This window comes from Lactobacillus delbrueckii subsp. bulgaricus, assembly GCF_046938665.1.
In the GTDB taxonomy this organism is placed as follows: domain Bacteria; phylum Bacillota; class Bacilli; order Lactobacillales; family Lactobacillaceae; genus Lactobacillus; species Lactobacillus delbrueckii_C.
In genome coordinates this window covers 1-25,028 of record NZ_JBKZCD010000012.1, presented here as the reverse complement: position 1 = coordinate 25,028, position 25,028 = coordinate 1, and the positions used below count along the sequence as shown (strand labels likewise).

At 48.2% G+C, this 25,028-nt stretch carries 16 protein-coding genes and 1 CRISPR repeat array; of the genes, 2 read left to right on the top strand and 14 right to left on the bottom strand.

Annotated elements, in window-relative coordinates:
* Positions 1-61: 61 nt before the first annotated feature.
* Positions 62-1,837: a DUF2207 family protein gene (locus tag ACLUXO_RS06485; protein WP_412136829.1), complete on the bottom strand. Its 1,776-nt coding sequence runs from the start codon at positions 1,835-1,837 to the stop codon at positions 62-64.
* A gap of 231 nt (positions 1,838-2,068) precedes the next feature.
* Here ACLUXO_RS06485 and ACLUXO_RS06480 point away from each other — a divergent pair, with 231 nt between their 5' ends.
* Positions 2,069-2,689, top strand: coding sequence for a hypothetical protein (locus ACLUXO_RS06480; RefSeq protein ID WP_412136828.1), 621 nt, complete (start codon positions 2,069-2,071; stop codon positions 2,687-2,689).
* Between the two features lie 75 nt (positions 2,690-2,764).
* Here ACLUXO_RS06480 and aspS read toward each other — a convergent pair whose 3' ends face one another.
* From aspS to prmA, 5 genes are all read right to left on the bottom strand, one after another.
* Positions 2,765-4,609, bottom strand: a complete 1,845-nt coding sequence (aspS, locus tag ACLUXO_RS06475; RefSeq protein WP_412136827.1) for an aspartate--tRNA ligase — start codon at positions 4,607-4,609, stop codon at positions 2,765-2,767.
* Between the two features lie 15 nt (positions 4,610-4,624).
* Positions 4,625-5,911, bottom strand: a complete 1,287-nt coding sequence (hisS, locus tag ACLUXO_RS06470) for a histidine--tRNA ligase (protein ID WP_412136826.1) — start codon at positions 5,909-5,911, stop codon at positions 4,625-4,627.
* 280 nt (positions 5,912-6,191) lie between these two features.
* Positions 6,192-6,629, bottom strand: coding sequence for a D-aminoacyl-tRNA deacylase (gene dtd, locus ACLUXO_RS06465; RefSeq protein WP_412136825.1), 438 nt, complete (start codon positions 6,627-6,629; stop codon positions 6,192-6,194).
* A 28-nt stretch (positions 6,630-6,657) separates the two neighbouring features.
* A complete protein-coding gene (locus ACLUXO_RS06460) occupies positions 6,658-8,919 on the bottom strand; it encodes a RelA/SpoT family protein (RefSeq protein ID WP_412136824.1) in 2,262 nt (753 codons plus the stop codon).
* Between the two features lie 140 nt (positions 8,920-9,059).
* On the bottom strand, positions 9,060-10,004 hold the full coding sequence (gene prmA / locus ACLUXO_RS06455; protein WP_412136823.1) for a 50S ribosomal protein L11 methyltransferase: 945 nt from the start codon (positions 10,002-10,004) through the stop codon (positions 9,060-9,062).
* Between the two features lie 62 nt (positions 10,005-10,066).
* Between prmA and ACLUXO_RS06450 the strand changes: the two genes are divergently transcribed.
* Positions 10,067-10,573: an aminoacyl-tRNA deacylase gene (locus ACLUXO_RS06450; RefSeq protein ID WP_412136822.1), complete on the top strand. Its 507-nt coding sequence runs from the start codon at positions 10,067-10,069 to the stop codon at positions 10,571-10,573.
* A 57-nt stretch (positions 10,574-10,630) separates the two neighbouring features.
* On the opposite strand, the gene ACLUXO_RS06445 is transcribed toward ACLUXO_RS06450, so the two are convergent.
* The 8 genes from ACLUXO_RS06445 to cas9 form a co-directional block, all read right to left on the bottom strand.
* The gene (locus ACLUXO_RS06445) at positions 10,631-11,989 is read right to left on the bottom strand and encodes a threonine/serine exporter family protein (RefSeq protein ID WP_412136821.1); all 1,359 of its coding nucleotides are present in this window, start codon (positions 11,987-11,989) and stop codon (positions 10,631-10,633) included.
* A 164-nt stretch (positions 11,990-12,153) separates the two neighbouring features.
* Positions 12,154-13,317: a hydroxymethylglutaryl-CoA synthase gene (locus ACLUXO_RS06440; RefSeq protein ID WP_412136820.1), complete on the bottom strand. Its 1,164-nt coding sequence runs from the start codon at positions 13,315-13,317 to the stop codon at positions 12,154-12,156.
* Positions 13,318-13,320: 3 nt separating this feature from the next.
* Positions 13,321-14,547, bottom strand: coding sequence for a hydroxymethylglutaryl-CoA reductase, degradative (locus tag ACLUXO_RS06435; protein ID WP_412136819.1), 1,227 nt, complete (start codon positions 14,545-14,547; stop codon positions 13,321-13,323).
* A 1-nt stretch (position 14,548) separates the two neighbouring features.
* Complete coding sequence (locus ACLUXO_RS06430) at positions 14,549-15,649, bottom strand: thiolase family protein (protein ID WP_412136818.1); 1,101 nt, start codon at positions 15,647-15,649, stop codon at positions 14,549-14,551.
* Between the two features lie 357 nt (positions 15,650-16,006).
* Positions 16,007-18,431: direct repeats of the CRISPR family, unit length 36 nt; unit sequence GGGTTAAACCTTATTGAATAGACAACCTTCTAAAAC.
* A gap of 31 nt (positions 18,432-18,462) precedes the next feature.
* Positions 18,463-19,131: a type II-A CRISPR-associated protein Csn2 gene (gene csn2, locus ACLUXO_RS06425; RefSeq protein ID WP_412136817.1), complete on the bottom strand. Its 669-nt coding sequence runs from the start codon at positions 19,129-19,131 to the stop codon at positions 18,463-18,465.
* A complete protein-coding gene (cas2, locus tag ACLUXO_RS06420) occupies positions 19,128-19,433 on the bottom strand; it encodes a CRISPR-associated endonuclease Cas2 (RefSeq protein ID WP_412136850.1) in 306 nt (101 codons plus the stop codon). The genes csn2 and cas2 overlap by 4 nt, the downstream gene beginning before the upstream one ends.
* Positions 19,411-20,322, bottom strand: a complete 912-nt coding sequence (gene cas1, locus ACLUXO_RS06415; protein WP_412136816.1) for a type II CRISPR-associated endonuclease Cas1 — start codon at positions 20,320-20,322, stop codon at positions 19,411-19,413. Before cas1 ends, cas2 begins: the two co-directional genes overlap by 23 nt.
* A gap of 218 nt (positions 20,323-20,540) precedes the next feature.
* The gene (gene cas9 / locus ACLUXO_RS06410) at positions 20,541-24,803 is read right to left on the bottom strand and encodes a type II CRISPR RNA-guided endonuclease Cas9 (protein ID WP_412136815.1); all 4,263 of its coding nucleotides are present in this window, start codon (positions 24,801-24,803) and stop codon (positions 20,541-20,543) included.
* Between the last annotated feature and the right edge of the window lie 225 nt (positions 24,804-25,028).

The following is a 25,028-nucleotide window of genomic DNA, read 5'->3' as shown; positions in this document are numbered from 1 at the left end:
AGTAATTAATTTCCGGAAAAATTATTTTGTTTATTGTAAACTTTTTCACCAAAAAAACAAATCAGAAGGCACCGCCGCCGCTGCCACCCCCAAAGCCGCCGCTGGAGGCGCTGGAGGCCGAGAAATTGCCGCCCGAACCTGAAGAAGAAGAAATCGCCTCATCAAAGCTGGAGGCAAAGGCCCCGTAGCTGGCACCGGCATAGTAGTAGGTCCAGTAAGGATCGGCCGCGATCTCTTCCGGGAATTCCAGCTTCAGCTGCTTAAGGACCTTCTTGGCCAGGCCAAAGGCAATGGCATAAGGCATGACCTGCTCCCACAGGGTCAGTTCCCCGATATCACGCAGCTTGAACTGGCCGATGTCATCTAGCATGGCTTCAAAGCCTAAAGCCTGTTCGGTCGCCCTGGCCCCCTTTTCCGTCAAGGAAGAGAAGCGGCGCAGGCGCAGGTAGGCCAAAACAAAGGCAGCCAGCACCCAGAGGATGGCCGGAAAGAGCCAGAAGGTGTATTTGTCATAAAGGAAGAAGCAGATGACGATGGCTGCCACTGACACAAACATCAAGCCCAGAGTATAGAGGGATAAAAGTTCCTCCCGGTCCTGCAATTTCTGGTCAATGTAGCCCTCCTTGATTAGAGCCTTTTGGCTGGTCTCCTGCCAGTTCTCGTAACTGGAAGTAATCCCCTTGCTGCCGCCATATTGCTTTAAGTCCTTGTTGCTAAAACTTTGCCCATTGCCGACCTTTTTGAAAAGCTTGTTTAAAAGCGGCAGGTCGCCCTTGTACTTGCTGGTCTTGGCGTAAGTAAAGTTCTTCCCCTTCTTGCCTGCCTGGATGGTGATTTCACCCCGGCCGGCTCTAAGCGCGATTTCTCCGGCCAAAGCCTTGCCGTCCGGGTCTTTTTTGGTCACCAGGATCTGGGCCGTGGTTGGGCTGAAGGCGGGAATTTCAAAATTATGGCCAATTTCTTTCTTGGCCTTGACCGGGCTGCCTGACTTTCTGCTCTTGATAAAGACCGGCAGATAAAGGAGCGGTGATAAGGCAAAAAGAGCCAGGCCGATCAATTCATAAACGTTGTGGCGGGCCTTTTTTGCGGCAGTTTCCTTAGCCAGGGCTTTTTCCTGGTCCACGACTTTAGCCGCGGTTTCCCCGGAATGCTGCTTTTTATTCTGGCTGACTAAACTGTTTGGAAAAAGCAGGTGCAACTCCAGAAAAGTCGCCTCTGGCAAAGTGGCTACTTCTGCTTTAACCAGGCCCTTTTCCTTGTCAACGGTCAAATGGCCATTAGCATTGACATGGGCCCAGCCTTTCAAGAAGGACAGCTTTTTATCCTGGAAGCGGACAGTCGCTGTAACATTGGAAATTTCTTTATCCCAGCCGTCCCCGACAATCTTGAAGTTCAGCTCAGAAGCGTCCTCGTAGCTGTCAACCGCTCCGGAAATCTTGTAGCGGTAGACCACCTGGACCTTTCCATCGTCAACATGGTGGTAAACCTTGAACTTGTAGGAATTGCCGGCTTTATTGAAGTGGTAGACATTGCCGCTATCCGCCTGGTTGTTTAAGGCCGGCTTGACGGTCTTTCCGCTGGCCAGGTCCTTGACCTCAACGCTCTGCCCACTGACTTTTTGCCCACTGGCTAAGTTCTGGGTATAGTAAACCCCATTGGCTGAATCGTCGAAGTCATAGACGATCTTCCGGGTCATTGACAAAGAGCCGTCAGAATTAACGACTGCCGTGACATCCATCTTGGTCAGGTCATAATCGGCAAAAACTTTTTCCGGTAAAAAAACAGCCGAAAAGCTGGCCAAAAACAGGGCCAGGCCCCACAAATACTTCCGTTTCATCTTTTTCTCCCTTTCATTTTTCATTGGTCAGACAAACAAGGCATCTGACTTAATTTGAGAATATTTTTTCTTAAAATCATTATAATTCAAGCGGTAATTGCTTGGCAACGCGGAAAACATCAGCATTTATTGCTAGAAAACAAGCCTTTCTTATGCTTACAGCCGCCAGGCGTGGTATACTGTATTTACTAACCTGGTCTAATCGACCAAATTGTGTTGGGAGGAAATACAATGCGCAAACCAATGCTGGCCGGCATCCTTGCCGCTGAACTCGCTTTAGTCGGGGCAGCTGTCTTTTATCACCAAAGTCAGGCTGACAAGAGCAGTCAGTCCGCTAGCAGCAGCAAGACCTACAAGGTCTACAGCAAGGCGGAAAAGGCCAAGGCCGACAAGGAAGACGAAAAGTCCGAATCATCAAGCAAGGCAAAGACTAAGAGCAAGAAGAGCAAAAAGAAGTCTGAAAGTTCATCCAGCTCTTCAGAAGACATGAGCCAATCATCTTCGAGTGAAGACTCCTCAAGTGATTCTTCAAGCTCTTCAAGCGATGAATCATCAAGCTCAAGTTCAAGCTACAGCTACTCCAGCCAGGCCAAGTCCAGCAAGAAGAAGTCTTCTAAGAGCTCAAACAACTCAAGCTCCACTACTTGGGGATCAGCTTACAGCAACTCAACTTACAGCTACTCCAGCCCAAGCAGCTCAAAGAGCTCCACTAAGTCATCCAGTTCAACCGGCTCTTCCAGCTACACGCCTAAGAAGAGCAGCACGACCACCAGTAAGTCCACGGCTGATGATGACGTCAACACGACTGAGGACTTGCCAGAAGAAACTGTCAACAACGACAGCGATAATTAAAGAGTCGGCAAACAAAAATAGTTCAAGATCGTTTATGATCTTGAACTATTTTTTTACCCTTTTTCAGCTTTTTCTTTATTCTTCGTGAGACTTAACATCTTCCGCTGCTTCAGCTTCCAGAGAGGCTTCGTACTTTTCAACGCCTTCCTTGGCTGCTTCAGCGACTTCAATGCCCAGGTCGGTCAATTGCTGGTCAGCAACCGGAGCCGGAGCGTGCATCATTGGTTCGCTGGCGCTGGCGTTCTTCGGGAAGGCAATGACGTCACGGATGTTGTCCTTGCCAGCCAAAAGCATAGCGAAGCGGTCCAAGCCGATGGCCAGGCCGGCGTGCGGCGGGAAGCCCATGTCCAGGGCATCCATCAAGAAGCCGAATTGTTCGTAGGCGCGTTCCTTAGTAAAGCCTAAAGCCTTAAACATCTTTTCTTGGATGTCCCGCTTGTGGATCCGGATTGAGCCGCCGCCCAGTTCGTAGCCGTTCAAAACGATGTCGTAGCTGCGGGCGTGAGCCTTGTGTGGGTCAGTTTCCAAGAGTTCAATCCCCTTGGCGTCGGGCATGGTGAATGGGTGGTGGGCAGCAATCCAGCGCTCGTCACCTTCGTCGTATTCAAAAAGCGGCCAGTCAACAACCCAGAGGTACTTGTAAGTGTCCTTTGGAATGATGCCAGTTTCCTTGGCAGTTTGCCGGCGCAGGTAGTCCAGGGAGTCACAGCAGACCTTCCATTGGTCAGCGATGAAGAGGAGGAGTTCCCCACCTTCCAGGCCGAATTCCTGAACCAGGCCGGCCTTTTCTTCGTCGCTTAAGAAGCGGGAAACAGGACCGGAGAAGTCGCCGTCTTCATACTTGACCCAGGCCAGGCCCTTGGCGTGGTAACGCTTGATGTAGTCCTGCATGGCTTCGATCTTCTTGCGGGAGTAGAACTTAGCCCCGCCCTTAACCGCGATCCCGCGGACAAAGCCGCCGTTTTCCAGGGCAGAAGCGAAGACCTTGAAACCGGACTTGGCAAAAACAGAACCTAAGTCGTGGATCAGCATTTCGTACCGGGTGTCCGGCTTGTCGCAGCCGTACTTGTCCATGGATTCCTGCCAAGTGATCCGCGGAAGAGGCAGCTTGAGGTCGATCCCCTTCACGTCCTTCATAACCTTAGCCAGAAGGCCTTCAGTTACTTCTTGAACGCCTTCTTCATCCATGAAGGAAGTTTCAAGGTCGATCTGGGTGAATTCCGGCTGCCGGTCCCCACGCAAGTCTTCGTCTCTGAAGCAGCGGGCGATCTGGTAGTACTTGTCAAAGCCGGCCCCCATCAAGAGCTGCTTGAAGATTTGCGGTGACTGCGGCAAGGCATAGAAGGAGCCTGGGTAAACCCGGGAAGGAACCAGGTAGTCCCGGGCGCCTTCCGGCGTTGACTTGCCCAGGTCCGGGGTTTCAATGTTGATGAAGCCTTCCCCTGACAGGTAAGCATTGGTAGCGGTCATGATCTGGGCCCGCATGATCAAGGCGTTTTGCAGGGTTGGCCGGCGCAGGTCCAGGTAGCGGTACTTCAGCCGGGTCTGTTCGCTGGCTACCAGATCATCCTTGATTTCAAAAGGCGGAGTCTTAGCCTTGTTCAAAACCGTGATTTCGCTGGCAATGACTTCCACGTCACCGGTCTTCATGTCCGGGTTCTTGCTGGAACGTTCGTTAACGTGCCCCTTGACTTCGACCACGTATTCCTGGCCCAGAGAAGAAGCGACATCCATCAGTTCCTGACCGGAGTCATGGTTGACCACAACTTGGACGATCCCTTCCCGGTCGCGCAGGTCGATAAAGATCAGCTGGCCCAGGTTCCGGACTCTTTGCACCCAGCCGTAAAGAAGGACATCTTGGTCCAGGTACTGGCTGGTAATGTTGCCACAATAATCAGTTCTTTTTTCCATTTGCATCATTTTGCTAAAAATCTCCTATTTTTCGATCTTGGAAAGCAGGTTGGCCTTGTCTTCCAAGTCAGTAAATTCCAGGCTGAACTGCTGCCCATCGCTCAAACGCTTGACAGTTAATTTCCCTTCAGCCAGTTCCTTGGCCCCCAGAGTCACGACATAGCGGGCCCCGACCCGGTCAGCCTTTCTGAACTGGGCCTTGAGCTTCTTCTGGTCAACATCGTATTGGGCGCTGAAGCCAAGAGAGCGGAGCTGGCGGGCAACTTCCACGGCCTTAATGTCCGTGCCTTCACCGATATTGGTGATGAAGAAGTCGATCCCTTGGTCTTCAAACATTTCCGGATTCTGCTTGGAGAGAACCAGCATCAGTCTTTCTTCCCCGATCCCGAAGCCGACGGCTGGGGTTTCCGGGCCGGAGAATTCTTCAACCAGGTGGTTGTAGCGGCCCCCGCCCAGGACAGTTGACGGGCTGGCCCAAAGAGTCGGGTCGTCAACCATGAATTCAAAGATCACACCCGTGTAGTAGTCCAGGCCCCGGACCAGGTCGTCGTCGATGACGTACTTAACGCCCAGCTTGTCCAGGCTGGCCAGGATCTTGTTGAAGTTTTCCTTGGATTCATCGTCCAGGTAGTCCCGGATCTTCGGGGCTTCCGGCAAAAACTGCTGGTCTTCTTCGGCCTTGGAGTCCAGGATCCGGAGGGGGTTCTTGCCCAGCCGTCTTTGGGAGTCTTCTGAGAGCTGGTCCTTAACCGGAGTAAAGTAGTCTACCAGGGCATCGTGGTAGGCCTGGCGGACTTCGCTGTCACCCAAAGTGTTGATGTGCAGCTCGTAGTTCTTGACCCCCAGTTCCGCCAGGAGGTCATGGCCCAGCAGGATGGTTTCCACATCAGCCAGGTAGCCGTTTGAACCAAAGCTTTCCACCCCGATCTGGTGGAATTCTCTTTGCCGGCCGGCTTGCGGACGTTCATACCGGTACATTGGGGCAATGTAGTAGACATTGAAAGGCTTGACATAGTCCGGCCCGTAGATCTTGTTTTCCACGTAGGCCCGCACTACCCCAGCCGTGCCTTCTGGCCGGAGGGCGATGTGACGGCCGCCCTTGTCTTCAAAATCGTACATTTCCTTTTCAACCACATCACTGGTTTCACCAGATGACCGGGAAAAGAGTTCGTAATTTTCAAAACTTGGCGTTCTGATTTCATGGTAGTTGGCCCGCTTGAAGAGGTCACGGGCGGTTTGTTCCACCTTTTCCCACTGGCCGGACGTTTCCGGGAGAATGTCGACTGTACCTTTTGGTCTTTGAACTCTCATAATTTCACCTTTGTTTCCTTGTTTTGACTAAGATAATAAAAAGCGCCCTTGAATTTAATCAAGGGCGCTTGAAAACAGCACGGTACCACCTTTTGCTTGCTGTCATTAACGCTGACGAAACGAACCATTATCTGCTAAAGGGTCACAGCTAGCAGCCATCTGCTCTTTCACCAAACGGGCAGTCTCTAAAAAGGCCGGGCTATCTTCATTCTTTGTCATTGATAATTCTCATTAAGTTTATCCTGTTTTGCCCTCCTAATCAAGGGCTGAGGGGAAAAAATTACAGGTCTAAGACAATGGTAAAAGGACCATCGTTTTCCAGTTCGACCTTCATGTCTGCCCCGAACTCCCCACTTTCCACGGTCAGGCCCCGCTTAACCAGCTCCTGGTTAAAGTCTTCCCAGAGCTGGCTGGACTTAGGCGGCCGCATGGCGTGGACAAAACTTGGCCGGTTCCCCTTCTTGGTATCAGCCAGGAGGGTAAACTGGCTGACGGACAGAATCTGGCCGTCGACATCCTTGATGCCCAGGTTGGTCTTGCCGGCTTCATCTTCAAAGATCCGCAGCTTGGCGATCTTGTCAGCAGCCTTGACCACCTGCTCTTCCCCATCGCCTTCTGCCAGGCCGACTAATAAGAGCAGGCCCTTTTGGATCTGGCCGACAGTTTCGCCGTCGATTCTGACGGCGGCATGGTTGACTCTTTGAATTACTACGCGCATTTTTTCTAAAAATCTCCCTGCTTCTAGCTTAGTTGTCCGTTCGCTTGGTGTCGTAAACGTCTGGAATGTCCCGCAGCTTGGCCATGATGTCGTTCAGCTGGGCGGCATTCCTGACTTCGACCGTGATGTAGAAGTGGGCGATATTTTCTTCGTTGACGCTGGCTGAAACATTGGTAATGTTCTTGGTCAAGGCATTCAAGCGGTTGATGACATCGCCCAGCAGCTTCTGCCGGTTGTAGCCAAAGAGCTCGAAGTTGGCGTTGAAGCTGGCCTGCTTGCCTTCGTCAATGTTATTCCATTCAACATCGATCATCCGCCCTTGGGCAGCCGGGTCCGCGCTGACCACGTTCCGGCAGTCAGCCCGGTGGACAGTGACCCCCCGGCCCTTGGTCACATAGCCGACGATCGGGTCGCCTGGGACCGGGTTGCAGCACTTGGCAAAGTGCAGGTCCAAATCTTCCAAGCCCTGAACTCTGACCAAGCTGTCCGGCTTTTTGCCCTTGGTCTTGGACTTGGCATCGTCTTTTTGCGGAGCGGGCTTTTTAACCACGCTAGAAGCTGTTGCCTGCTGGCCGGCAGACATGATCTGGGCTTCAAACTGCTTCTGCTTCTCCTCTTCCTGCTGCCGGCGCAGGTCGGCCGTCAAGCGGTTGTAGATGGATAAGGCAGACATGTTGCCAAAGCCGATAGCAGCGTACATGTCTTCGTCGGTCTTGAAGCTGAAGTGGTCCAGGACTTCGTCAATGTGGCTCTTGTCCAAAAAGTCCTTGGCGCTTAAGCCGTTTTCCTTGAGCAGGTCAACCAGCTCGCTCTTGCCCCGGGCCACGCTCTCTTCCCGGTCAATATCTCTGAAGTAGCGGCGGATCTTGTTCTTGGCCCGGGAGGTCTTGACCATTTCCGCCCAGTCTCTTGACGGCCGGGCATTGCTTTGAGTCAAGATGTCGACCACGTCCCCGTTCTTCAGCTTGTAGTCTAGAGGAACCAACTTGTCATTGACCTTGGCCCCGATGGCGTGGTCACCGACTTGGGTATGGATGGCATAGGCAAAGTCCAGGGTGACTGATCCTTTAGGCAGTTCGTAGACTTCCCCTTTTGGCGTAAAGACGTAGACCTTGTCGGCAAAAATATCCGAATGAACGGCTTCCATGAACTCGTCAGCGTCGCTGGAATCCTTCTGCAGCTCCAAGATTTCCCGGCCGATATCCAGGGCCCCGCCGTCTTTTTCATCAACGCCTTGGAAGTTGCCCCGCTTGTAGGCCCAGTGGGCTGCCACACCGTATTCAGCAACCTCGTGCATTTCTTCAGTTCTGATCTGGATTTCCAAAGGCTTGCCGCCAGGGCCGATGATGGTAGTGTGCAGGGACTGGTAGCCGTTGGCCTTAGGCATGGCAATGTAGTCCTTAAAGCGGCCAGGCATTGGCTTCCACTTGGTGTGAACCGCCCCTAAAACGGCATAGCAATCCTTGACCGTTGGCACGATCACCCGGACAGCCAGCAAGTCATAGATTTCGTTGAAGTCCTTGTGCTTGTTGACCATCTTCTTATAGATGGAGTAGATGTGCTTTGGTCGGCCGCTGATGTCGTACTTAATCCCTAAAGAATCCAGGGTCCCCCGCAAGTAGTCAATGGCGTCCTTGATGTAGCCTTCCCGCTCACTGCGCTTGGCGTCCATCATGGAGACGATCTTGTAGTACTCTTCCGGGTTCATGTAGTGGAAGGACATGTCTTCCAGTTCCCACTTGATGGTCCCGATCCCCAGCCGGTCAGCCAATGGTGCATAGATGTCCAGGGTTTCAGCGGCAATGCGGCGCTGCTTGTCCGGGCGCAAATGCTCCAGGGTATGCATGTTGTGCAGGCGGTCAGCCAGCTTGACCAGGATGACCCGGAGGTCTTTGGCCATAGCGATCAGCATCTTGCGGTGGTTTTCCGCCAGGAATTCCTTGTGGGACTTGTATTCGTACTTGTTCAGCTTGGTGACCCCGTCAACGATGAAGGCCACGTCGGCGCCGAACTTTTCCTTAATGTCGTCGTTGGTGACCGAGGTATCTTCAACCGTGTCATGCAAAAAGCCGGCAGCCACCGTGTCCGGGTCCAGGCCTAAATTGGCCAGGGTCCCTGCTACCTGGGTCGGGTGGACGATGTAAGGCTGGCCAGAGGCTCTGGTTTGTCCCTCATGGGCCCGGGCCGCGAATTGATAGGCACTTTCGACAAAGGCCAATTGGTCGGCCGTCATGTATTTCTTGCAGGCGGCCATGACCTGCTCGTGAGTCATTTCAGTATACTTTGACATCTAGATCACCAGTTTCTAACATTTAATTAATCAGTACCTGTTATTTTAGCGCAAAAAGTTCCTTGAAAACAAGCCTGAATGCTTGACCGGGCTTACTTATTAAAAAATGAGAGTTTCTTTTGCTTTTATTTTAACGCATTTTAGTCATGCTTGCGGGAAATTGCCAGGCCGATCCAGCGGCCAGCCCGCATCTTGAGGTCAATTTGGAAGCCATTCTCTGCCAGGGCCTGCTCAATTTTTGGCAGCTGCAGGTAATCAATCCCGGAGAAGATAACCTGGCCGTCTTCGTTTAAGTGACTGTCCAGCTGCGGGATGAGGTCCAGGAGGATTTCAGCCAGGATGTTGGCCACGATCAAGTCAAACTTGCCATCAACGTCAGCCAGTAAACTTGTCTTTTGCAAGGCAATATCGTGGATGCCGTTTAAGGCCGCGTTTTCTTCAGCTGCCGTCATTGATTCATCAGAAATATCAGTAGCCAAAACGCTCTTGGCCCCCAGCTTGTGGGCAGCAATGGCCAAAATGCCGGACCCCGTCCCCACGTCAGCGACAGTAAGCGGCTTGATCATGGCCCGTTCAATGCCCAGCATGGCCAGCTGGGTGGTCTGGTGGTTGCCTGTCCCAAAGGCCAGGCCCGGATCCAGGCGGATGATTTCCTGGTCCTTAAAGGCCGGCTGGTAGTCTTCCCATTCCGGCACAATGGCCAGGTGGCGGGACAAGTTGATGACGTGGTAGTACTTTTGCCAGACAGTATTCCAGTCCTGGTCAGCAACATAGTCAACGGAGATTTCGCCAGGAGTGGTCTTTAAGCCATAGCCCGCCAGTTCAGCCAGCTTGTCCTTGAAGCGCTTGACCGTTTCTTCAGGGTCGGTTTCTTCATCAAAGTAGGCAATGAATTCCAGCTCATCAGGCAGGTTTGGGATGTCATCCATGTCAACGACCGTTGAGTCGTGCAGCCAGCCTGCTTGTTCAAAGTCGCTTCTGCGCCGGGCTTCGGTCCCCAGGGCCTTCAAGTCCTCCGTGGCAAAATATGCCAGGGCGTCTTCAACGTCGTAGCTGCTTTCAATCTTAATCTCAAGTAATTTCATGATTATATCTTCTTTCTTTAGCTTCTTCTCTTAAAATGGTATCATGGAAAGCGGTGATAACAATGTCAAAAAAGAAAAAGAATAAATCTAAATTAGACAAGACCCTGGTGGAAAAGATTCTCGACCAGCAAAAAATTGCCTATGAGCAGCACATCAGCGAAATTTCCGAAGACCACGGGGTAGCCCAGGTGGGGACTGGCAACCCTATTTTAGAAGGCCACCCGGTATACAAGACCCTAGCGGTCAATGGCAACAAGACCGGCCCAATCGTCGGCGTGGTGCCTTTGAGCGGCCACTTGGACCTCAAGAAGATTGCCAAGGCTTCCGGCAACAAGAAGTGTGAAATGATCCCCCTCAAGCAGCTGGAAAAGACCACTGGCTACGTGCACGGGGCCAACACGCCGATTGGCATCTACCACAGCAAGAAGTTCCCGATCTTTTTGGATGAGAGTGTCTTAAAAGAAGACGGGATCTGGGTGTCCAGCGGCGAAGTGGGCCGCAGCGTCATGGTCAACCCGCTTGATCTGCAGAAACTGGTCAAGGCCACAGTGACTGACCTGCAAGAATAATACGCAAAAACAGCTTTTACCCTTATTTTTGGGCAAAAGCTGTTTTTTCTTTCTATTTTAATCGACCCGGCGCCACTTCTTGTCGGTCAAAATTCTGGCGATCAAGAGGCCGGCAGGCAGGGACATGACTAGCATCAAAGCTTCAGTCATCCAGGTGGCCCCGGCCCCGACATTGGTCAAAGCCAAAAGGAAGATCCCCCGGTACATGTAGAGGCCAGGCACCATGATGACGATGGAAGGCACGGTCAAGGCGATCCGCGGGTAGCCAACCTTTTCCCGAACATAGCCGGCCAAAAGGCCAGCCAGCAGGGCAGCTAAAAAGGCAGCCAAGGGAGCCGGGAAATGGGCAAAGTCAACCAGGGACAAGCGCATGGTATTGGCAATCGCCCCCACTAGCCCGGCCGCGGCGGCCATCCTCCGGTGGGAGTTGAACATCAAGGAGAAGCCGAAGACCCCGCAGAAGCTGGCTACCAGGCGGCAAGCCGTCAAAATTGCTTTCGGCAGCTGCAAGGCCGGCAGGTCGCCAGGCTTGATCTGGAGAGCCGTAGCCATCACCCAGCCAGTGCCAGTCGCGATCAAGATAATGAAGATGGCGTAAGCCATCCGCTCCAGGCCTGACCGCATGTCCAGCTTGGCGATGTCCAGACCGGAAGTAATAAAGGGAAAACCTGGAATAACGAAGAGCATGGCCCCAATGTAGCCGCGCATATGGATCATGTCGACGTTAAAGAGCAAGTGGCCCAGCATGAAGGCAAGGTAGTAGGACAAGCAAGCCGCTGCCACCCCCACGGCAGTCGTAGCGGCAACCGTGATCCGTCTTTTGGCTAAGCTGCCCCGGGCAAACTGGCCCAGTCCCGCCCCGATAAAGGAGCAGATGATTTCAGGAAGCCCCCCGCCCAGGAGGAAAATGAAGCCGCCGCAGGCCAAAGCCGCGGCCAGGCTGGATCCCCAGAGCGGATAGCGGCCTTTCATGTGTTCAATTTCCCCTAAGCGGCGGCGGACCGTCTTGATTTCAAAGTCACCGCCGGCTGCTTCGAACTGGCGGACAAACTTTTCCAATTCGTTCAGCTTGGCCATGTTGACCCCGGTGGTTGGCAGGGCCAGGCTTTGGGAATATGACTGGTTGTCGACATCGAAGTAGGTGCAGACGATGGAGATCAGACCGATGTCGGTGCTGCAGGTCAAGTCCAGGGTTCTGGCCATGGTGTCCATGGCGTCGCGGACCCGCCAGGCCCCAGTCCCGCAGCTCAGCATCATTAGGCCGACCCGGGAGATGATCGAGCCTTTTTCAATCAAGGTTGCTTCCTTGATCTTGGTCTCGTCATCGCTTTGGAAGAACTCTTCCCACTGCACCCGCATATGGTGGTGGTGAGAAAGGTGGTGTTGGTACTCTTGCTCAGTACTTTCGGTTTTCATGTTGACCGTGTTTGCCTTCTTTCATTTTTCTTTGCATTTCTCAACTTTTTCATTTTAGCATAAAAAGAGACTGCAATTTCCCGCCCTCCCTAGTTAAGCGCTTGCTATACAGATTATTTTTAGCAAAAAACCGCCCCAGCGAGCTGAGACGGTTAGCTTCATATTTACTTTTGCTTGTATTGGCGGACATAGCCTTCCTGGCCGGCCAAGTACCAGGTGCCGTGGTTGGCGTCGCTGGTAAATTCGACATTTTCCGGCAAGGCTTCCAAGCCTTCGGTGAAGATGTCTTCGTATTGGCCAACGCCAAGGCGGATTCTTTCCTTAAGCATGCGGGCGTGCAGGGCTGGGCGCAGGCGCTTTTGGTAGCCGGCAACCACCTTGCCGCTGAAGAATTCAGCCATGGCGCCAGACCCGTAAGAGAAGAAGCCGATCCGGTCGCCGGCTTCAAGGTCGCCGTTTTCCAGCAGGCTCAAGACAGACATGTAGAGGCTGGCCGTGTAGATGTTGCCGACCTGCCGGCTGTACTTAGCTGAGAGCTGGAAGTTGTCGCTGAGGCGCTTGACGGTTTCGTCATCCTGGCCTTCAATGGCAATCTTGTGGGCCTTGTAACCCATCTTGGTGTAAGGCAGGTGGTAGCAGATGCCGGCAAAGTCAGAAACTTGCAGCTGCTTTTCTGCAAGGAAAGGCTTGAAAGTGTTCTTGAAGAAGTCCAGGTAGACATCCCGGCTGTAGTGGCCGTCAACAACGGCAGTGGCCAAGTTGTTTGGCCGCCAGAAGTCGTTGATGTTTTCAGAGTGGGAAGTGTGCCCGTCTTCCAGGGCAATAATTGCCGGATTCTCCTTGATCAGCATGCTGATGGCCCCGGCGCCTTGGGTAACTTCGCCGGCCGTGGCCAGGCCATAGCGGGCGATGTCGCTGCCGATGATCATGGCCGAGTGGTGCGGGTGGGCCCGGACGTAGTCGCGGGCAACCTGCAGGCTGGCAGTCAAGGCAAAGCAGGCTTCCTTAATTTCAAAAGTTCTGATCCGGGCTGGCAGGTTAAGTGCTTCCTTGACAAAGAGGGAGGCTGACTTTGACTGGTCAATCCCGCTTTCGGTCGCAAAGATCAATAAGCCTAATTGCTCCAGATCAACCTGGTCAAGGTATTCAGCCGTCGCGTTGATCCCCATGGAAACAGCGTCCTGGGTCTTGTCAGCGACCGCCATCCGGTCCTGGCCAATGCCGATCAAAAATTTGTTGGGATCCTGGTTTCTGGCGTTGGCCAGGTCAACCATGTCCACAAATTTATTAGGAGTATAAAAACCTATCTGATCAATACCGATATCCATTAATTATTGTCCTCGCAATTCTTTCAAAAAATTCTTAGCTGCTGTTTCGCCATATTTTCCCTGGCTAATCATCATTTGATAAACAGCTTCTTTTTCTTCCGCTGCTGCCGGCAGGGTCTGAACCACGTTGCGGCTCTGCAGGCGCATGTGGCCAGCCTGGATCCCCTTGGTGGAGATGGCGTTTAAAGCCGCGAAGTTGTTGGCCAGGGCGACGCTGGCGGTCAGTTCTGCCAATTCAGCTGCTTTTATTTTACCTAAAATGGCATAGCTTTGTCTAATATCAGGCCGCGCTGAAATGGAGCCGCCGACCACCCCTAAGGCCAGGGGCAGGGTAACTTGGCCAAGGAGCTTATCCCCTTCAATTTTCCAGGAGCTGAGGCTGCGATACTGGCCGCTTTTGGCAGCGTAGGCATGACAGGCTGCTTCAACTGCCCGGTAGTCATTGCCGGTCGCCAGCATGACAGCGTCTACCCCATTCATGATCCCCTTGTTATTGGTTACAGCCCGGTACGGGTCATTGGTCCCGATTTTAGCCAGCAGGGCCATCTTTTTGGCCACCTCCCTGCCCTCTGCCAGGTCCCCTTTTTTACTGAGGAGGCTGACAGGAATTACCACCTTAGCTGTAGTCAGCTGGCTGGGATAGTTGGACAGGATGGCGAAGAGCTTAGCATCTACGCCAGGAAAGGCCAGCATCTTCTGGGCCAGGAATTCCAGGATGGCGTTGGTCTTGTTGGCCCCCATGGCTTCAGCCGGGTCAACCAGGGCCAGGAGGTAGACCAGATCAGCTTCCTGGCGGGCGGTCAGGTCTTTTAAACCGCCCCCGTGCCGGATCAAGCTGGCAAATTCCTGGTTAGCTTCATTGATATAGGCCGGGAATTCCTTTTTAAAGTCAGCCAGGGAAAAAGCTTCCGTGACTTCTAAGACGATTTGGCCGTAGATGCCGCTACGGCGGCTGGTCGCTTTTACGCCGCCGGCTTTAGCGAAGACGGAAATGCCGTGGTTGGCGGCGGCGACGACGGAGGCTTCTTCAGTCGTCATGGGGATCCGCCAATTTTTGCCATTGACCAGGGCGCTGGTCAAACAGCTCAAGGGGAACTTGACCTCACCGACCACGTTCTCGCTCATTTCATCCAGGCGGGCTAAATCAGCGGCAGGGATATCTTCCAGGGCGACCCCGTCTTCTTGCAAAAACTGCCGCCTCTCTTCGGGCGGCAACTGATAGAATTTCATTTTATGCCTTCTCAATTTCAAAAGCGATGGCCAGGCCGCCTCCGATGCAGAGGCTGGCGATAGCGCGCTGGCCGCCTCTTTGCAGCTGGCGGGCAGCGGTAGCCAGAAGGCGGGTGCCGGAAGCGCCGAGCGGGTGGCCCAAAGCGATCGCCCCGCCCTGCTTGTTGACCTTGGCTAAAGGAATTTCCAGGTCGCGGGCAACAGCCAAAGTAGTTGCGGCAAAGGCTTCATTGATTTCAAAGAAGTCGTAGTCGGCTACCTGCCGGCCAGTTTCGTTAAGCAGCTTGCGGATAGCATAGTATGGACCATAGCCCATGAATTCCGGGTCATAGCCCACTTCGGCGTAAGCACCCAGCTTGGCTAAAGGCGTCAGCTGGTATTCAGCGACTTTTTCCGCGGTAGCCAGGATAATCATGCTGGCCCCGTCGGAGATTGGGGAGGCGTTACCGGCAGTAACGGTCCCGTCTTCAAGGAAGGAAGTTTTAAGACCGGCCAGGGCTTCCAGGCTGGTATCCGGGCGGACGTTTTCATCTTGCTTGAGATCTTCAATTTGAATGATTTCGTCGGCAAAAAGCCCTTCTGCTTGTGCCTTGACAGCTTTTTGGTGGGAGGAAAGGCTGAAGGCATCGGCGTCTTGCCGGCTGATGTGGTCGCGCTTAGCTACGTTTTCGGCAGTGATGCCCATGGATTTGCCGGAGAAGGAGTCAACGAGACCATCGCTGAACATGATTTCCTTTGGGGCGTTGGTCATGCTTTCGCTGCCGCCGACAGCAACCAGGCCCAGGTCACCAATTAACATTTGGGCTTCAGCCAGGCGGGCAGCCTTGAGGCTGGAGCCGCAGACTTCGTTGATGGACACGGCGACAGAATCCTGCCGCATCCCGGCGTTTAAGGCGATTTGCCGGGCCATGTTTTGGCCTAAGCCGGCAGACAGGACATTGCCCATGAAGAGGGCGTCCAGGGCTTCGGCGTCAAGGCCGGCTTCTTTCAAGGCGCCGCGCAAGGCGATTTGGCCCAGGTCGATGGCAGAAAAGTCAGCCAATTGCTTGTGGTAACGGCCAAATGGAGTTCGCTTGGCCGCAACAATATAAATATCTTGCATGTGTTTATTCTCCTCAACTAAGTTTTGTTTTGGGGATGCTGAGCTTGGCTCAGCTTTTTTCATAACCAGTATATTCTACTATAATCTTTTCCCGCTTGCTTGGTGAAGCGCTTGATTTAGCGTTTTCTTAAGTTGTTGTGCTCAAACAGAAAAGAGTGCTTCTCAATCATGAAAAGCACTTCTGTCCCTTATGAAATAGACAATCTTCTAAAACGATCACCCCCACCCGCGTGAAATGAGTAGAATCGCCGTCTTAGTATTAGGCCATTATGATGGCCACCCCAACATACGTCGGGAAAATTAACGACATTGAATAAGCAACCATATAAAACTATTTCAATCCACGCATCCAAGTAGCGGTTAAACCTTATTGAATAGACAACCTTCTAAAACCATGACTACTGAATACAAGAAACCATCCGAGGGTTAAACCTTATTGAATAGACAACCTTCTAAAACGTCCAGTAAGTGCTTGGCTTGCTTCGGTCAGGGTTAAACCTTATTGAATAGACAACCTTCTAAAACTCTGACATCAGCGACGAGTACGGATTAGATCGGGTTAAACCTTATTGAATAGACAACCTTCTAAAACCACTGGAGCTGGCACCCGGGCATTGTCTCAAGGGTTAAACCTTATTGAATAGACAACCTTCTAAAACAGCTCCAAGGCCAAAGACAAGCGCAACTACGGGTTAAACCTTATTGAATAGACAACCTTCTAAAACGGGCAGACAAGGCCCGGCCAGGCCGCCAACGGGTTAAACCTTATTGAATAGACAACCTTCTAAAACCATGGGAAGCCGTGCTAGCTTACGACTTCCGGGGTTAAACCTTATTGAATAGACAACCTTCTAAAACAAATACCCTCCTACCCTCCTTCTTATATAAGGGTTAAACCTTATTGAATAGACAACCTTCTAAAACCAAGGAGCTAGCGAGTGATCTCTATGACCAGGGTTAAACCTTATTGAATAGACAACCTTCTAAAACGGGTCTGGAACATAGGTGACTACTTCGTCGGGGTTAAACCTTATTGAATAGACAACCTTCTAAAACCTTCTTTATCACTAACCAGGGCCGGGCCAAGGGTTAAACCTTATTGAATAGACAACCTTCTAAAACCCAGAGCGTGGTGTGCTTCGTCGATCATGATGGGTTAAACCTTATTGAATAGACAACCTTCTAAAACTGGATGCAGACAACAAGGAAGCGGTCACTAGGGGTTAAACCTTATTGAATAGACAACCTTCTAAAACGAGAAATCTTCTTCAAGTTGTTCAGCTTTTTGGGTTAAACCTTATTGAATAGACAACCTTCTAAAACCTTTCCGTTTTCATCCGGTACCATTCGCGGGGGTTAAACCTTATTGAATAGACAACCTTCTAAAACGTCGTCTGTGCAGTACAACCTCAAGTATTGGGGGTTAAACCTTATTGAATAGACAACCTTCTAAAACTCTGGGCCTATGCAAAACCTTAACGAAATGTGGGTTAAACCTTATTGAATAGACAACCTTCTAAAACATGACAAGGATCCCGACGTAAGAAAAGCAGGGGTTAAACCTTATTGAATAGACAACCTTCTAAAACTTGGCTCATCATCAAAGACCAAAGGAACTTGGGTTAAACCTTATTGAATAGACAACCTTCTAAAACATGTTCAAAATCGTAATGTGTTTTATGCGCGGGTTAAACCTTATTGAATAGACAACCTTCTAAAACTGGTATTGGGGGTTAATAATGACATCAGTAGGGTTAAACCTTATTGAATAGACAACCTTCTAAAACGTACCCCTTGCCCATATAGCCGGGTCGCCAGGGTTAAACCTTATTGAATAGACAACCTTCTAAAACTAATGATGAATATATTGAGCAATTGTTTGAGGGTTAAACCTTATTGAATAGACAACCTTCTAAAACTCATGGAAAACGTTAAAGCACTGTTATCAAGGGGTTAAACCTTATTGAATAGACAACCTTCTAAAACAAAAACAACTGAAGAATGTCTAATCTTGTGGGGTTAAACCTTATTGAATAGACAACCTTCTAAAACTCAAAGCGAGTAACTCTTGCAAGATATGCGCGGGTTAAACCTTATTGAATAGACAACCTTCTAAAACCAAGAAGGTGGTGTACATCTCAGAACCCACGGGTTAAACCTTATTGAATAGACAACCTTCTAAAACAAACTGTTTGATTGCATGGTGGCGCCATTAGGGTTAAACCTTATTGAATAGACAACCTTCTAAAACCGGCAACCTGGCCGAGTTTGTCCGGACTGAGGGTTAAACCTTATTGAATAGACAACCTTCTAAAACGTAGCGGTCGCCTTCTTGGCCGTACTGCTCTGGGTTAAACCTTATTGAATAGACAACCTTCTAAAACGCGAATAAATGCTTGCGCTCTTACAAATCCGGGTTAAACCTTATTGAATAGACAACCTTCTAAAACTTCCATCGGTTTCCTCCCACTCATGCGCCAAGGGTTAAACCTTATTGAATAGACAACCTTCTAAAACCCGTGGTATAGTAGTTCACGCCATCTGGACGGGTTAAACCTTATTGAATAGACAACCTTCTAAAACACCGATTTTAGACCGCAAAAAAGAGAGGGCGGGTTAAACCTTATTGAATAGACAACCTTCTAAAACTCCAGCATTCACTTTAAGTGATTATTCTTGGGGTTAAACCTTATTGAATAGACAACCTTCTAAAACAAGTTCCTGTAACATGGGTAACTAAATTTGTGGGTTAAACCTTATTGAATAGACAACCTTCTAAAACCGTTATTTTTTAACACAACTTTAATATAAGGCTAGTACCAATCAACAAGGTCCTCATCGATATAACTGAATTTTGCATCACCATATACAACCTGATCCTTATGGCTACAAAACTCGATAAAAATAATAGACTTTTTTAGCTCTAAGCACAGCTTAGATATTTCTTTAAACTGTTCTGCATCTAAGTAATGAGCTACATTACTAAAAACAACAGTAGACTTAAGATCTAACCTGTCATGTATCCTAAGTACTGTCTCGATTATACCATATGGATCGCGAGTGAGTGTCTTGTTGAAGTGTAGACCACCAAATTTGAAGAGTTTCTTCAAGTCTGTGTCAAAACTTATTTCAAGCGGTAAATCTTCCATAAACAGCTGGTCTTGAACCGCATTTAGTAAATCGCGATAGAAGGTAATGATTTTGTTTCTACCATCTGCGCTTAGCTCATCAACTACATAACTAGTTAATTTGGTCATGTACTTTTGAAGTAAAGATTCACTGATTAATGGATCCCCAAGCCAGTCTATCGCCTTGCTTAACGGAATAGCATCATAATCTTCACTCACCGCACACAGCAGCTCATTCTTTTCTTGCATCCCTTCAATCAAGTTACAGTAGGCAATTGGACTTGACGTTGCAATGACGTTGACCTTTCCATTCTCGATCTCAAAAGATTTGTGTGCCTTGTACGTAATAATCATAAGATTACCGTCCTGTCTGAAGTATTTCTTATGTCCTTCACTGGCTCACCCAACAGAAAATGCATGTCGTTATATTGTTTTTCTGTCAGCATTAAGCTTTGAATGACACCATACTCTGGGACATACCCTTTGATTCTCTTTTCCAAGAGTTGTGCTGCCTTTTTTGAAGCACACACCCTTACATAAACTGAATATTGGATCATTACGAACCCTTCATTAATTAAGTTCTTCCTAAACTGCCGATATTGCTTTCTATCTACCGCCGTATCAACCGGAAGATCAAACATTATCATCAATCGCATCATTTGGTACCTCATAGTCAACTCCCAGCTCAATATCCATCTCAAACAGATTTCCATCTAAATATCTTAAGCAGTCATGCACATACTGATTGATCGCATTTCCTAAAATCATTCGATCACCGTTGTAGATAATTCTAAGGCTCAACAGCTCTACCAAGCCGTACTTGATATCAGGAGTGAATTCCTTTATATTTTTGTGGTCATAAAGCCAGTAATCAACAAACGGCCTAAATGGCTCCATTAAATCTGACCCAAGGTTAAAAGGATTGTGTTCCGATGAATGGTGTACGCCCATATATGTCCGATTACCATCCATAGTAATCTTGCGGTTAACTGCTGACAACAAAATGGAGTATCCATAATTAAGAGCAGCATTTAAAGCATTTGATCCTTCTCTACGCTTGAAGTCTTTACCAAACAATTCTGTGAAATACTTTCTAGCTGTAGTTGCTTCTCTGTTGGATGCATCATTAAGTTCCAATTCCAAAAAATCTTTCTCGATTTCGTCTGTTGGCAAGCCATAAATCCGCAACACATTCATTTGGTTCTGAATCTTCGCTGCCACAATTTTAGTCCAAAGAATCTGTTTTCTGTCTTCGTCCCAATTAAACTGCTTTATCAGCTTTTCAGGATGGCAGTTAGTCGAATAGTAATTTTCTGTCTCACAAATTGGCTCCTGTTTTTCATCAACAAAAATTACCTTCGTCTGCTTTTTGGCCAATTCCGCAATTAAAGCACTAGTAATAACTGCTTGTGTGGTTAAGACCAACAACATGTTGATGTCACTAACCGGGATCTGGTTGACTCCATCTTTTGTATGTACAACCATCATATTAGATGAATACGATAGTTTAGAGTGCTGTGTAATGATCACATTTCTCCATCCCATAATTATCTCCTTGATTATTTTTATCCCAATGTTATAATTAACTTGTCGGGTAGCTCCCGACGTTAGACCTTATTGAATAGACAACCTGATTTAAAATCAAGCAAAGCTCTTCGGAGTGGAGTTTATACATTTGTCCCGCGTATTGCGGGCTTTTTTTATGCAACAAAACAGGGAGTTACACCAACCGTGTAGCTCCCTGTTTCATTTTCTTCAGTTTCCTAACTCAGCAAATCAGAGACCTTGACTCTTCTTTCGAATAATCCAGTTGGTGATTGATAAATGAATATAGCATCATCTGAAATCTTAATTCCATCTGGTGCTTGCATAAAGCCCAAGGCAGTAGTTAACCCTAAATCTGACGGTTTTGTCATTTCAGAGTTTGCATGAAGACCTCGCAGTATATCTTTGACTACCCCAGCTTGCTTTTCGACAGGCAGTTTGACAAACTTCTCTCTACCGTCATGAAGTTTCTTGCGGAAGCCGTTAATGTCAAATATCGGAAGATACTTATCCATCTTATCCAAAATTTCATCATAAACTGATAACAAGCACTTCTTTTCATCGTGGTTATCAATATTCACCATTACGTGTTTAGTGAAGTTGACATCATCAATGTAATCCAGAATATACTTCATTGATTCTTGACTTAAAGTAATCTGCTTAAGGCTGTATTTATAAGTAGAGCTCCCTAACATATACAGCGCTCCGCCTTCCAAAACGGGTTGGCGGTACGGAATATTGTCCATTAAGATTCTGACATCGTTAACACCTTTTTTAGGTTTCCCATTCTTTTTATTAAACATTACCTGCGGCTTAATAATTTCTAACAGCTTTTCAGAATAATTTGTTGAATTCTTCAGAGTGTTTAACGCGCGAATCGGAACACCGACAATCTGCAATGAATGTCCTTTGTCCTTTACAGCCTCTGCCAAGACAAAGTAGGCATCCTTATTACCACTGTACCCACCGTAGATCTCAGTATCCATTCCTTTCTTTCTAGGAATTAAACCAGACCGCTTCTTCGAGTCTCTTTCTGGTGACGGGTAAACCGTTTGATCAAATAAGGCTGATTTTCTAGTAAAGACTTCCTGCGTTACCAGCATCTGCTTAAAAGAGTATGCTTGCTTAAGCTTCGAGATAATATCGTTTCTGTTGAATACAATTTCACCAGTATTTCTGCAGTAAATATTGTCGCCTTGCGTACCACGAAGTAAGTCATCCAAGAAGTTCATTGACTTAACGCGTCTAGCCACATCATGGGCTGATTCTTCAGCATTAGAACTAAACTTCTTAAACTCACCGTAGACGAACATCCGGCGCAAGTTTGGATAAACTTGGTAGAGATAGTTACCAACAATCGTACTTAAGTAGGCATCGATAGCGTGGTGGTAGTCATTAACTTCACGGCTCTTATACAAATCAAATTGCTTACGTACAATCGAGTTATATTTAGCCGGAACTTCAATAATCTTGCTGTCTGGGAACTCACTTTGCAAAATAGTCGCCGTCAACTTAATAACTTGACTAGTTTCAACCAATTGGCGCCGAATAAAGCCTTGTGCTCTATATTCTGTCAGAGCATTTGGATCAGTGAGAAGGTTGCTCAACTTTCTCTTGGAAATCATCCCAAGTTTTTGCCATTTGTCCCACATTTCTCGAACAGTAATTCCTAAATCAGCAACCACTTTATTGCCAAAGAGCAAAGCAGGAACTTTATCAGACTTTTGATTGTTTACTGCTCTCGCAACCAAAACTCGGTTATCTAAGGAATCATCTTTAACGAAAGATTGCGGCATAATGTGGTCAATATCGTAATCTGACAGCCGGTCAATATTCAGTTTCGCACCAGTATAAGCATCCCTACCACCCTGCATAAAGTACAGGTAGTAGCGGTCTTTGAGTGACTTCATTCCGCTAAGCTGCTCTCTGACGCCCTGGCTAACCACTTCATCACTAATTTGATCGTAGACCTTCTGCATTTGATTTACTCTAGCAGTAGTTCTCTTTGGATCATCCTCTTGCGAGCGAGCAAATTCAATAGCAAACTTCGCTGGTACATTGCCGTCACATGCCTTGACAATATCGTGAACAACGCGCATTACTTGACGGATAGCCTTCTTGTTCTGAGGAGAAGTATATGCATCATCCAAAATACTTTCTACTGCATCATCAGACTGGCCATCACGCAAGAGCTTCTGATTTTCTTGTTCAATCTTAGCCTTGATATTTGGATCACTGACAATCTGAACAAAGTTGTCATTGCTATTCCAAAGACGTTCAAGAACATTTTGCCCATCAGCATCTGTCAAACGAGTCAACAATTTGTCAGACAAACGACCCCAGCCTTGCAAGCGCAGACGGCAAAGTTGCTTAATTTGTTCTTCGCTCAGCCAAGCAAAATCAGCCTGTAACTTGTCTTCAAGAATCTTACGGTCTTCAAAGATCGTTGAGTACTCAATGATCTTTTCAAAATCATTTTGCCGATTTGTATCATTAAGCTGATCACCAAAGATTTTCTTAAAGTCGATGTAGGTTGACATTGTCGAGTTGAACTTTGACGGATCCGAAAGGCCTTTAACTTTAATATCAGCGCCTATATGTATTGCTTGCCAATATTTGACAAATTTGTCAGCTTTAACAGTCTTCTGCTTCTTGAACAAGCCTTCAATCACTTGTTCTTTTTCATCACTAGTCAGCTTCTTACCATTAACCCGTAAATTGTTCAGCTCATTCAAGACCGTAAACAACTGGTACTTCAAGCTTGATGCCGGTAAAACATCTTCACCAAGCAAATAAGTATCTTTTGTTGTCATCCGCTTAATAAACTGAGTAGCAGAAGCCATCTTATCAACTTTTTTCTCAAAGTTCCATGGAGTAATCACCTCATGGTCTTGAGGATCTCTACGAACCATCCAAGCAAAGCTGTGGCCGTCCTGTGCTTCCTGTTCATCTTTGGTAATCATCGGCCCCACGTAGTACGGCACGCGGAAAGTCAACAATGCATCCAACTTAGTTGGAGCCTTCTTTTGGGCCTCTTCAGATTCATCTGGATTCTTCTCAGCCAAGAACGGGTAGTACTTACCCTGCTTCTTGATGATCTCATCAAGCTCTACTTGATGAAGCTGGTTTGGAATTACACCATTGTTGTTTGATCTTTGCAAAGGCAGAAAGGTCTTTTCCTCGAGCCTTTGCTTAATCTCAACAGCTTCTGGAGAGTCATCCAACAAACTGGAAATTGCTTTCTTGAGTTCCTCAGGATCAAGCAGTTCGCTTCTCTTCTTAATTCCAGTCAACTTCATTGCTTTTGCCAAATCTGCATGACGGTTGTTGACGTACAAGTCATAAATTGCTTGTAATTTGGCAGCTTTCTTTTTGTCCTTGGTATTCCGAATAACAGCCTTTAAAGTAATCAAGTTTTCTTTATGCTGATCATACTTATCAATCATCGCTTCAGACAGGGTCATTCCGACCGGGACAATCTCACTCAGAACAATAGCATGCCGAATTTCAATAAGGCGATCCACAATATCAGTTTGGCTTTGTTCCAACAAGGATTCCAATTCTTGTACTTTGTCTTCTTCATCCCCGCCTTGTAAAGCAAAAGCAAAGATCTTCTTTTGATCCTTGTCAACATTGGCGAGATTCAGAATAGTTGAGAAATCCGCCTTATAGCCCAACCAGGCTTTAGAAATATTCGTTGCCACATTTTTGATCAGTTTCTTGACCTGCTTTTCCTTCGCTTTGTCATCGAAACTTGGGAAGCTGCTTGGCAACAAAAGGTTACTAATCTCTTTTTGGCTGTCAGCATTCAAATGGCCACCAGTGAGGATATCATTAATTTGCTCAGCTGAAGCAACATTCAATTCGACTTCCTCTGTACCTTCATTTTCAGCAAAGAGATCATTCAACTCTTCCAGAGTTTGAACGCTCAAAATGGTTCTTTCGCTTCGGCCACCCAATGAACTCATCCCTGAACGATACGTTTCTACGGATTCATCATGCAGGAAATTACCGCGTGCTTTAATCATTTGGTGTAAGGCAATGTAGATTTCCCGGATGTCATGCTTTTGATCATCCTTCATCAGCTTGTCGCGTAAATGATAAATCGTCGGATATGCCTCATGGAACTTTCTGTCTTCTTCTGGACTAGGAAAGACAATTGCTGAGTAGCGCTTTCTCTTGTCTTTAGGTGAAATCCAAGATTCGTGCAGTCTTGCGAAGAAACTTGGGTCTACCTTAGCAATTTCTTCATCAAAGAGCTCTTCCAGCAGCTTAATCCGCCATCTTCTTCTTGAGAGACGGCGTCTAGTCGTTCTAAAGCTTCTTCTTTCTGCTGCCACTTTCCCTTCTGCAAATAAACGGGCACCGATTGCTTTTTTACCCTTAATTCGCAGAATATTGTTTTGGTCGTCAGTTACAACCCAGCCAACGGAATTGGTACCGATATCAAGGCCGATTGTATAATCTTTGGGCTTAGCCATTTTTCTTTTTCCCTTCTTTTTCTCTTTCTTTCGCATCCCAGCATAGCGGTTACATTCAAATTATACTATTAACCCTAGCCTCTTTCCTAACAAATTCTAAAATTAGCCAAATAGAGAAAAAACGACTGCAGCAAAAAAGCACCCCGCGAGGGAGCAATGTCATTAAGTTAAGACATTGACTTTGAACGGGGAACGTCTTAGAACACTCATCGGAATTTGATGAGT